Annotated in this window: 9 protein-coding genes and 1 pseudogene; 5 read left to right on the top strand and 5 right to left on the bottom strand. The window is 68.4% G+C overall.

Annotated features, from left to right (window positions below):
• Window positions 1-27: 27 nt before the first annotated feature.
• The 3 genes from AC07PA_RS22945 to AC07PA_RS22935 all read left to right on the top strand — a co-directional run bounded on the left by AC07PA_RS22945 (window position 28) and on the right by AC07PA_RS22935 (window position 1,751).
• The gene (locus AC07PA_RS22945) at window positions 28-579 is read left to right on the top strand and encodes an RDD family protein (protein ID WP_494606048.1); all 552 of its coding nucleotides are present in this window, start codon (window positions 28-30) and stop codon (window positions 577-579) included.
• 178 nt (window positions 580-757) lie between these two features.
• The gene (locus tag AC07PA_RS22940) at window positions 758-1,162 is read left to right on the top strand and encodes a diacylglycerol kinase (RefSeq protein WP_494606050.1); all 405 of its coding nucleotides are present in this window, start codon (window positions 758-760) and stop codon (window positions 1,160-1,162) included.
• A complete protein-coding gene (locus AC07PA_RS22935; protein ID WP_494606052.1) occupies window positions 1,155-1,751 on the top strand; it encodes an LOG family protein in 597 nt (198 codons plus the stop codon). The genes AC07PA_RS22940 and AC07PA_RS22935 overlap by 8 nt, the downstream gene beginning before the upstream one ends.
• A 140-nt stretch (window positions 1,752-1,891) precedes the next feature.
• On the opposite strand, the gene AC07PA_RS22930 is transcribed toward AC07PA_RS22935, so the two are convergent.
• Both AC07PA_RS22930 and AC07PA_RS22925 read right to left on the bottom strand, forming a co-directional pair.
• Window positions 1,892-2,230 (bottom strand): P-II family nitrogen regulator, encoded by a 339-nt coding sequence (locus AC07PA_RS22930; protein ID WP_007857855.1) that lies wholly within the window; start codon window positions 2,228-2,230, stop codon window positions 1,892-1,894.
• 75 nt (window positions 2,231-2,305) lie between these two features.
• Complete coding sequence (locus AC07PA_RS22925; protein ID WP_494606054.1) at window positions 2,306-3,970, bottom strand: NAD+ synthase; 1,665 nt, start codon at window positions 3,968-3,970, stop codon at window positions 2,306-2,308.
• Between the two features lie 107 nt (window positions 3,971-4,077).
• Here AC07PA_RS22925 and AC07PA_RS22920 point away from each other — a divergent pair, with 107 nt between their 5' ends.
• Window positions 4,078-5,358 carry a GNAT family N-acetyltransferase gene (locus AC07PA_RS22920; RefSeq protein ID WP_494606056.1) on the top strand — a complete coding sequence of 427 codons (1,281 nt, stop codon included), beginning with the start codon at window positions 4,078-4,080 and terminating at the stop codon, window positions 5,356-5,358.
• Here AC07PA_RS22920 and AC07PA_RS22915 read toward each other — a convergent pair.
• Window positions 5,326-6,282, bottom strand: coding sequence for a LysR family transcriptional regulator (locus AC07PA_RS22915; protein WP_007857848.1), 957 nt, complete (start codon window positions 6,280-6,282; stop codon window positions 5,326-5,328). The genes AC07PA_RS22920 and AC07PA_RS22915 overlap by 33 nt on opposite strands.
• Before the next feature lie 120 nt (window positions 6,283-6,402).
• Between AC07PA_RS22915 and AC07PA_RS22910 the strand changes: the two genes are divergently transcribed.
• Complete coding sequence (locus AC07PA_RS22910) at window positions 6,403-7,314, top strand: aldo/keto reductase family oxidoreductase (RefSeq protein ID WP_494606058.1); 912 nt, start codon at window positions 6,403-6,405, stop codon at window positions 7,312-7,314.
• Window positions 7,315-7,393: 79 nt separating this feature from the next.
• Here AC07PA_RS22910 and AC07PA_RS22905 read toward each other — a convergent pair whose 3' ends face one another.
• Together AC07PA_RS22905 and AC07PA_RS22900 are read right to left on the bottom strand one after the other, a co-directional pair.
• Window positions 7,394-9,142: a methyl-accepting chemotaxis protein gene (locus AC07PA_RS22905; protein ID WP_494606060.1), complete on the bottom strand. Its 1,749-nt coding sequence runs from the start codon at window positions 9,140-9,142 to the stop codon at window positions 7,394-7,396.
• A gap of 131 nt (window positions 9,143-9,273) precedes the next feature.
• A pseudogene (locus AC07PA_RS22900) lies at window positions 9,274-9,669 on the bottom strand (methyl-accepting chemotaxis protein); the annotation flags it as partial.

The raw sequence follows: 9,669 nt of genomic DNA, 5'->3' as shown, positions 1-9,669 counted from the left end.
CCCCGCCGCGCCGATCCGCAGTCCGGAATGCCCGCCTCCCCCACCTCCAGCACGCCGCCGGCAGACGCCACGGTGCCCCCGGCCACACCGCCTGCCGCGACGACCCCCAGCCTCATGCGCCGCATGGCCTGCTGGCTGTACGAGGGCATGCTGATGTTCGGCGTGGTATTCATCGCCGGCTACCTCTTCGGCACCCTGAGCCAGACACGCCATGCGCTGGACAACCGCCATGCGCTGCAGGCCTTCCTGTTCGTGGTGTTCGGCATCTACTTCACCTGGTTCTGGGCCAAGGGCCAGACCCTGGCCATGAAGACCTGGAACATCCGCGTGGTGGACCGCGCCGGGCGCCCCATCAGCCAGCCGCGCGCCCTGCTGCGCTACGTGCTCAGCTGGCTGTGGTTTTTGCCGCCGCTGGCCGCCGTGTCGCCTTTTGCACTTTCGGGCGCGGAGACCACGGTGCTCGTCATCGGCTGGGTGGCCGTATGGGCCATTCTTGCGCGCTTTCATCCGCAGCGGCAGTTCTGGCACGATGCACTGGCCGGCACCCGGCTGGTGCATTTCGAGCACCGCAAGAAATAATACGGATTTGCATTCGATCGTGTAACTAGGCGGGAAGCCGCAGACAGTGCTGTAGCACGGCAAGGCGAACCAACGACGTTAGACGGTTGAAGGCAAATCCGTACAAGCCCCGGGCGGGAGCGTTTCGACGCCCTTCAACCCGCCGTCACAACACTGCGCGAGAATCGCGGTTTTCCCTATGTCCACACCCCACCCCACCGCCCCCGCCAATCCCCAGAAAGCCCGCACCGGGCTGAACCGCATCTGGCACGCTGCCGGCTACTCGCTGGAGGGCCTGCGCGCCGGCTGGGGTGAAAAGGCCTTCCGCCAGGAAGCCGTCGCCGCCATCGTGCTGCTGCCTGTCTCGCTGTGGCTGGGCAAGAGCTGGGTGGAAGTGGCCCTCCTGGCCGGCTCGGTGGTGATCGTGATGATCGTCGAGCTGCTCAACACCGGCATCGAGACCGCCATCGACCGCATCGGGCCCGAGTGGCACGACCTGTCCAAGCGCGCCAAGGACATGGGCAGCGCCGCCGTGCTGCTGGCCCTGCTGCTGTGCGTGGGCATCTGGGCGGGAGCCATCTTCCAGAGGATCACCCATGGCTGACGAACCGGCTTTCTCCATCTGCGTCTATTGCGGCTCGCGCCCCGGCGAGAACGAGGCCTATGCCCAGGCGGCCACGGCGGTGGGCACCTGGATCGGCGCCCATGGCGGGCAACTGGTGTATGGCGGTGGGCGCAGCGGCCTCATGGGCACCGTGGCTGAGGCCACGCGCCAGGCCGGCGGCCGCGTGGTCGGCATCATCCCCCAGGCCCTGGTGGACAAGGAACTGGCCAACCGGGCCTGCGACGAACTGCACATCGTGCAGACCATGCACGAGCGCAAGGCCATGATGGCCGAGCGCAGCGACGCCTTCATCGCCCTGCCCGGCGGCATCGGCACCTTCGAGGAACTGTTCGAGGTCTGGACCTGGCGCCAGCTCGGCTACCACGACAAGCCCCTGGGCCTGCTCAACGTGGCCGGCTACTACGACGGCCTGCTGGCCTTCCTGGACCACAGCGTGGCCAGCGGTTTCATGGGTGAATGGCAGATGGGGCTGCTGCACGCCGACAGCGACACCCCCGCCCTGCTCCAGACCCTGGTCGAACAGGCCGGCAACAACGCCCGCCAGATCCCCCTGCGCTCGGTGATCTGACAGCCGCAAAAAACTGGCGCGCCCCAAGCCAGGACCGCCGCGCAAGGGCCGCCCCGCCGCGCTGGCGGTGTCCCCCTTCCCGAATTACGCAGTAATTCGAGAGAAGGGGGAAGGCGCGAAGCGACTCAGGGGGATGTACCTTATACAGCGGCGTCGTCCAGATCGCCGGTGCGGATGCGCACCACGCGCTCCACGGCGGTCACGAAGATCTTGCCGTCGCCGATCTTGCCGGTGCGTGCCACGTTGACGATGGCATCGACGCAGCGGTCCACGTCCTCGGTCTTCACGACGACTTCGACCTTCACCTTGGGCAGAAAGTCCACCACGTACTCGGCGCCACGGTACAGCTCGGTGTGGCCCTTCTGGCGGCCGAAGCCCTTGACTTCGGTGACGGTCAGGCCGGTCACGCCGCATTCGGCCAGGGCTTCGCGGACTTCTTCGAGCTTGAAGGGCTTGATGACGGCGGTGATCATTTTCATGGCGGGTCTCCTGTGGATACGAAAAAAGTAAAGGCGTGCTCGCGGTCTCGGCTCAGGCCATCAACACTGACTGCTTCAAGCTCGGAACTGGTTGGTGATAGGGTAACGCCAATCCTTGCCGAAGCTGCGGCGGGTGACGCGAATCCCTACAGGCGCCTGCTGGCGCTTGTATTCGTTGATCTGGATGAGCCGGGTCACGCGCTCCACGTCGGCGCGCGCAAAGCCGGCCGCGATGATGGACTCGATGGGCTCGTCGTTCTCCATGTAGCGCGAGACGATGGCGTCCAGCACGTCGTAGGGCGGCAGGCTGTCCTGGTCCTTCTGGTCAGGGCGCAACTCGGCACTCGGCGGGCGGGTGATGATGCGCTCGGGGATGGGGCCCGTGCCCGTGCCATAAGGGTCGTGGGCATTGCGCCAGCGGCACAGCGCGAACACGGTGGTTTTGGCCACGTCCTTGATCACGGCGAAGCCGCCGGCCATGTCGCCGTACAGCGTGCAGTAGCCGGTGGACATCTCGCTCTTGTTGCCCGTGGTCAGCACGATGGAGCCGAACTTGTTGGAGAGCGCCATGAGCAGGGTGCCGCGGATGCGCGCCTGCAGGTTCTCCTCGGTCGTGTCTTCGGCCCGGCCTGCGAAGTCGCTGGCCAGCGCGGCCTTGAAGGCCTCGAACTGCGGCTGGATGGAGATCTCGTCGTAGCGCACGCCCAGGCGGGCCGCCATGTCGCGCGCGTCGATCCAGCTGATGTCGGCCGTGTAGGGCGAGGGCATCATCACCGCACGCACCTTGTCGGCGCCCAGTGCATCGACGGCGATGGCCAGCACCAGGGCCGAATCGATGCCGCCCGACAGGCCCAGCAGCACGCCGGGAAAGCGGTTCTTGCCCACGTAGTCGCGCACGCCCAGCACCAGCGCATCCCACAGGTCGGCCTCGGTGCTGCGCAGCGGTGCGATGTCGCCGTGCACTGCCGGCGGCGTGGCGCCCTGGCCGGACTGCACCTGCACGGTGAACAGCGCCTCCTCGAAGCCCGGGGCCCGCGCCGCCACGGCGCCATCGGCCCCCAGGGCGAACGAGCGGCCTTCGAACACCACCTCGTCCTGCCCGCCCACCAGGTGGGCATAGACCAGGGGCAGGCCCGTCTCGCGCACGCGCTCGCGCATGGTGTCTTCACGTTCAGCGCTCTTGCCCAGGTGGAAGGGCGAGGCGTTGATCACCGCCAGCAGCTGCGCCCCGGCCGCTGCCGCGTCGCGCGCGGGGGTGGCGAACCAGGCATCCTCGCACACCAGCACGCCCACGCGCACGCCGGCCACCTCGAACACGCAGGGCGTTTGCCCGGCCACGAAGTAGCGGCGCTCGTCGAACACCTGGTAGTTGGGCAGCTCGCGCTTGGCATAGGTCTGCTCCACCACGCCATCGCGCAGCACGCTGGCGGCATTGAAGCAGGCGCTGAAGGCCGGGGCATCGGCGCGCACGGCCTGCGGATGCCCGAGCACGATGGCCAGGCCTTTCAACCCTGCGGTCTCACGGGCCACGGTTTTCACGGCATCATCGCAGGCGGCGATGAAGGCCGGGCGCAGGAACAGGTCCTCCGCCGCGTAGCCGCAGATCGCCAGCTCGGGCGTGAGCAGCAACTGCGCACCCCGGGCATGGGCATCGCGCGCCGCGGCAATGATCTTCTGCGCATTGCCGGGCATGTCGCCCACCACGAAATTGAGCTGCGCTGTGCAAATGGAGAGCGTCATGGAACTGGAGAAGGCCCCTGGGGCCAGGTTGAAGACAACCGCCAATGCAGGCCCGCAACCCGCCGCAGACCGCCCTATGGCAGTGCAATGCAGGCCGCAGGGCGCACATGGCTGAAGAATTGCACATTATCGCCCGCGTGCTGGCCTCCCCGCAGGAGGTGGACGCCAATGCCTGGAACGGCCTGCTGGCTTTGCAGAGCCACCCCACGCCCTTCCTGCGCCACGAATACCTCACGGCCCTGCACGAAAGCGGCAGTGCCACGCCCCAACGCGGCTGGACGCCGCGCTTCATGACGCTGTGGGATGGCGATACCCTGGTCGCCGCCTGCCCGCTGTACCTCAAGAGCCACTCGTACGGCGAATACGTCTTCGACTGGGCCTGGGCGAATGCCTACGAGCAGCACGGCGTGCCCTACTACCCCAAGGCCACCATCGCGGTGCCGTTTACGCCCGTGCCCGGCACCCGGCTCATGGCGCGCGACGACGGCAGCCGCGCCCTGCTGGTGCAGGCCGTCTGCCAGTGGTGCGAAAGCCAGGGTGTCTCGTCCGTGCATGTGTTGTTTGCCAGCGGCGACGATGTGAAGACCAGCGCCGATGAAGGCTTGATGCTGCGCCACACCGTCCAATTCCACTGGAAGAACGTGGCCCCCACGCTCGGCACTGGCGTGTCCTCGCTGCCCCCCGAGGGGGCTCTCGCCGCCTTGGGGCGGCCCGGCGCCGGCTCGGCACCGCTCCCAGCGACTGCCGAGGACGCTCCGGCCCGTTACACCAGCTTCGACGATTTCCTCGCCAGCCTGGCCCAGGACAAGCGCAAGAAGATCCGCCAGGAGCGCCGCCGCGTGGCCGATGCGGGCGTCGCGTTCCGCTGGTCGCGCGGTGCCGACATCAGCACGGCCGACTGGGATTTCTTTTACCGCTGCTACGAGCGCACCTACCTCGAGCACGGCAACCCGCCCTACCTCACGCGCGACTTCTTCGCGCGCATGGCCGGCACCATGCCCGAGGCCTGGCTGCTGTTCATCGCCGAGAAGGAGGGTTACCCCATCGCCAGCAGCCTGATCGCGCTGGGGGACGATGGTACGGACGGGCTCGTGGCCTATGGCCGCTACTGGGGGGCGCTGGAGCGCGTGGACTGCCTGCACTTCGAGGCCTGCTACTACCAACCGCTGCAGTGGTGCATAGCCCACAGCGCACTGCGCTTCGAGGGCGGCGCCCAGGGCGAGCACAAGATGGCCCGCGCCCTGCTGCCGGTGCAGGCCAGCAGCGCCCACTGGATCGCGCACCCGGCGTTTGCCGAGGCGGTGGAGCGCTTTCTGGAGCGTGAAGGCCAGGGGGTGGAGGGCTATCTGGAAGAGCTACAGGGGCGCAGTCCGTTCAGGCACGTGTAGCGCCTGCCCCTCCATGCCGGCGGCCGCAGACTGCTCCCGCACAAAATCCACAAACGCCCTGAGCGGCGCCGGCAGATAGCGCCGCCCGGGATAGTAGAGAAACGGCCCGGTGAAAGGCCGGGCCCAGTCTTCGAGCACCGGCACCAGCGCCCCGCTGTCGAGATGCGGCTGCAGCCAGCCTTCGAACATGTGGATGATGCCGCAGCCCGCGCGCGCCGCCTCCACCGCCAGGTCCACGCCGCCCGAGATGCGCACGATCAAGGGGCCGGTGGGGTCCACGGCGACCACCTCGCCATCGCGCTCGAACTCCCAGGTGGGCATGGTGCCGCTGGCAAAACGGCCACGCAGGCAGGCGTGCTGCATGAGATCGCGCGGGTGCTGCGGCCGGCCGCGCGCAGCCAAATAGGCCGGCGATGCGGCCGTGGCCATGCGCTGCCAGCGCGGGCCGATGGGCAGGGCGATCATGTCCTGCTCGAGGCGCTCGTCATAGCGGATGCCGGCGTCGCAGCCCTCGGCCAGGATGTCGACGAAGCCCTCCTCCACCACCACGTCCAGGCGGATGTCGGGGTAGGCCGCGAGGAAGGGCGGCACGATGGCGGGCAGCACCAGGCGTGCGGCGCTGGCGGGCACATTCAGGCGCAAGGTGCCGGCAGGCCGGTCGCGAAAGCCGTTGACCACGTCGAGCGCGGCCTGCACCTCGCCGAGCGCCGGGCCCAGGCGTTCGAGCAGGCGGGCGCCCGCCTCAGTGGGCGCCACACTGCGCGTCGTGCGGTGCAGCAGGCGCACGCCCAAGCGGGCCTCCAGCCGGCGCACGGCCTCGCTCAGGCTCGACGCGCCGACGCCGCCCAGGCGCGCCGCCTCGCGGAAACCGCCGCCGCGTGCCACCGCGACAAAGGCGGCCAGATCACCCAACTGCTCGGCCATGGACAGAACCCTTCGCTTGACTGTTCGCTGTACCGCACAACCCGTGCGCACTCAACCGGCTTATCGTACACAGGCGGCGTGCCTACAGTCGATGCATCCCCCATTTGAAAGGACACCTCCATGACAGCAATCGACAAGGCCGGCAGCTACCGGCTCGGCCACCGTGATGTGAAGCGCCTGGGCTACGGCGCCATGCAACTGGCCGGCCCGGGCGTGTTCGGCCCGCCCAAGGACCGGGCCGCAGCCGTGGCCGTGCTGCGCGCCGCCGTGGAAAGCGGCGTGGACCACATCGACACCAGCGATTTCTACGGCCCGCACGTGACCAACCAGATCATCAGGGAGGCACTGCACCCCTACCGCGATGGCCTGACCCTCGTGACCAAGGTGGGCGCGCGGCGTGGCGACGATGCTTCCTGGCTGCCCGCGTTCTCTGCGGCCGAACTCACGCAGGCGGTGCGCGACAACCTGCGCAACCTGGGCCTCGATGTGCTGGACGTGGTGAACCTGCGTGCCATGTTCAGCGTGCACGGGCCGGCGGAAGGCTCACTGGAAGAACCGCTGACGGCGCTGGCCGAACTGCAGCGCCAGGGCCTCATCCGCCACATCGGCCTGAGCAATGTGACGGCGCGCCAGGTGCAGGACGGGCGCAGGATCGCGCCGATCGCCTGCGTGCAGAACCTGTACAACCTGGCCCACCGCGAAGACGAAGCCCTGCTCACGCAGTTGGCGGGCGAGGGTACAGCCTATGTGCCCTTCTTTCCGCTGGGCGGCTTCACGCCATTGCAGTCGGACGCCCTGTCTGCCGTGGCCGTTCAGTTGGGCGCCACGCCCATGCAGGTGGCACTGGCCTGGCTGCTGCAGCGCTCACCCAATATCCTGTTGATCCCGGGCACCTCGTCGGTCACCCACCTGCAGCAGAACATGGCCTCGGCCCGGCTGGCCTTGCCACCCGATGCCGTGGCACGACTGGACGCCATCCACGTGGCCGCCGGGTCGGTGCACCAAAACAGCCCTCAAAAAACACCAAATTGAGGCACAAAAGTGCAAACACTGCATGAGAGCCCCATTGTGGTGCAATGGACCTCCAACAGGCTGAAGAGGCTTCGAGAGCTCAGAAGCTCTCCCATTCGTCGTCGGATGCCGTCGTCGCTGCCGCCCGCGGTGCGGCGGCCGGCGGTTTGGCGGCTGCCTGCGCCTTGGCAGACACCGGTGCCGTGAGTTTGCGTGGCGCTGCGCCGGCCACCGGCGGGCGGGAGGCCGGCGAAGCGACCGGCTTCGCTGGGCCGGGACGGGGCGCGGCAGCGGCCTGAACGGGTGGTGCGTCGGCCGACAGCTTGAACACCTCCACGGCGCTGACCAGGGCCTGGGCCTGGTGGCTCAGGCTGCCCGCGGCGGCGGCCATTTCCTCGACCAGGGCGGCGTTCTGCTGGGTCACCTGATCCATCTGCGTGACCGCATCACCCACCTGGGAGACGCCCTGGCTCTGCTCGGTGCTGGCGGCGCTGATCTCGCCCATGATGTCGGTCACGCGGCGGATCGAGGCCACCACCTCGGTCATGGTGGCGCCCGCCTTGTCCACCAGCGTGGTGCCCTGCTCCACGCGCTCCACGCTGGCGTGGATCAGGCCCTTGATCTCCTTGGCGGCGTCCGCACTGCGGCCCGCGAGGCTGCGCACCTCGCTGGCCACCACGGCAAAGCCGCGCCCCTGCTCCCCGGCACGCGCGGCCTCCACGGCGGCGTTCAGCGCCAGGATGTTGGTCTGGAAGGCGATGCCGTCGATGACGCCGATGATGTCGGAAATCTTCTTGCTGCTGTCGTTAATGCCCTTCATGGTCTCGACCACTTCGGACACCACATCGCCGCCCTGCACGGCCACGGTCGAGGCACTCATCGCCAGCTGGTTGGCCTGGCGCGCGTTGTCGGCGTTCTGCCGCACGGTGGAGCTCAGCTCCTCCATGGAGGCAGCGGTCTCCTGCAAGGCGCTGGCCTGCTCCTCCGTGCGGATGGACAGGTCATGGTTGCCCGAGGCGATCTCGGCGCTCGCGGAGGCCACGCCCTGGGCGTTGCCACGCACCCCCGACACCACCTGGGCCAGGTTGTCGCGCATGGCGGTCAGGCCACCGAGCAGGCGCGCGATCTCATCACGCCCCTGCGCCTGGATGGACACCGTGAGGTCACCGCGCGCCACGGCATCGGTGATTTCGACTGCATTGCGCAGCGAGCGCGAGATCTGGCGGATCATGGCGCCGCCCATCAGCACGGCCAGCAGCACGCCCAGCACCACGGCGCCCACAACCAGTGCCCGCAGGGTCTGGTAGCTGGCGGCAGCGCGGTCGTACTCCATCTTGGCCTGGTCGAGCTGCACCTGCATGAGCAGGCCCAGCACTTCCTGCAGCGGGTCCATGGCCGGGTACAGGTCCTTGGCGGCAAAGGTGGTGAGGGCGGCCATGTCGCCCGCCTTGAATAAGCCCACCAGGGTCTCGGTGGCAGCGTCGGCCTTGGTCTGCAGGGGCTTGAAGCGGTCGACCAGCGTCTTTTCCTCGGGCGCCAGCCTGGTGGCCAGGTAGGCGCTCCAGTTGGATTCGATGGCCTTGCGCGCATCCGCCACCGACTGCAGGCCCTGCGCGGCGGTCATGCCGCCGTCGCGCACCTTGTGCGCCGCATCGACCACGTTGACAGCGTACATGTCGGCCACGATCTTGATCTGCTTGAGGGGCACCACCCGGTCGTCGTACACCGATTTGAGCCCGGCGTTGGACTGCCCCATGCCCAGCAAGCCGGCCCCGCCGACCAGCAACACAAGGCAGCACAGCACCGCCAAAAGCCCCGCGAGGCGGGTCGAGATCTTGAACCGGTTCATGGCCTGCTCCCGAAGTAACAACCTGTAAACACAGGATAGCAGGATCCGGGCCCGCAAGCACCTCCCCAAACCCTGCCACGCCTTCAAAGAGGATTTTCCAGGCCAGCCCTTTCAGCCAGCGAACCCTGGGATCAGAAGCTTTCCCATTCATCATCCCCACCCGCCTTGGCCGGTGCCTTGGGTGCCGCTGCCGCGGGGCTGGGCGCAGGCGCCTTGGGCGCAGCCAGCCGGCTGGCCACCGGGGCCTTGCCCACCGGCGCCTTCACGGGCGTGCGCGCCGCCATGGCCACCGGCTTGCGCACCGCAGGCGCTGGTGCCGGGGCTGCGGCGGCGCGGTGGCTGTTCGCGGCACTGCTGCCGCCGCCCCCGTCGTGTGCCAGCCGGAACACCGCCACCGCGTTGACCAGTTCGCCCGCCTGGCTGTTCAGGCTGCTCGCCGCCGCCGCCATTTCTTCCACCAGCGCCGCGTTCTGCTGTGTGGCCTGGTCCATCTGCGTGACCGCTTCTCCCACCTGGCCCACGCCTGC

It is taken from the genome of Acidovorax sp. GW821-FHT09B03 (assembly GCF_059418305.1).
This window is presented reverse-complemented; position numbering and strand designations above follow the sequence as displayed.

What these genes read in the sequence shown, in the direction of transcription:
- AC07PA_RS22945 (WP_494606048.1), top strand. Translation starts at nt 28, where the DNA reads ATGCCCGCCTCCCCCACCTCCAGCACGCCGCCGGCAGACGCCACGGTG.
- AC07PA_RS22940 (WP_494606050.1), top strand. Translation starts at nt 758, where the DNA reads ATGTCCACACCCCACCCCACCGCCCCCGCCAATCCCCAGAAAGCCCGC.
- AC07PA_RS22935 (WP_494606052.1), top strand. Translation starts at nt 1,155, where the DNA reads ATGGCTGACGAACCGGCTTTCTCCATCTGCGTCTATTGCGGCTCGCGC.
- AC07PA_RS22930 (WP_007857855.1), bottom strand. Translation starts at nt 2,230, where the DNA reads ATGAAAATGATCACCGCCGTCATCAAGCCCTTCAAGCTCGAAGAAGTC.
- AC07PA_RS22925 (WP_494606054.1), bottom strand. Translation starts at nt 3,970, where the DNA reads ATGACGCTCTCCATTTGCACAGCGCAGCTCAATTTCGTGGTGGGCGAC.
- AC07PA_RS22920 (WP_494606056.1), top strand. Translation starts at nt 4,078, where the DNA reads ATGGCTGAAGAATTGCACATTATCGCCCGCGTGCTGGCCTCCCCGCAG.
- AC07PA_RS22915 (WP_007857848.1), bottom strand. Translation starts at nt 6,282, where the DNA reads ATGGCCGAGCAGTTGGGTGATCTGGCCGCCTTTGTCGCGGTGGCACGC.
- AC07PA_RS22910 (WP_494606058.1), top strand. Translation starts at nt 6,403, where the DNA reads ATGACAGCAATCGACAAGGCCGGCAGCTACCGGCTCGGCCACCGTGAT.
- AC07PA_RS22905 (WP_494606060.1), bottom strand. Translation starts at nt 9,142, where the DNA reads ATGAACCGGTTCAAGATCTCGACCCGCCTCGCGGGGCTTTTGGCGGTG.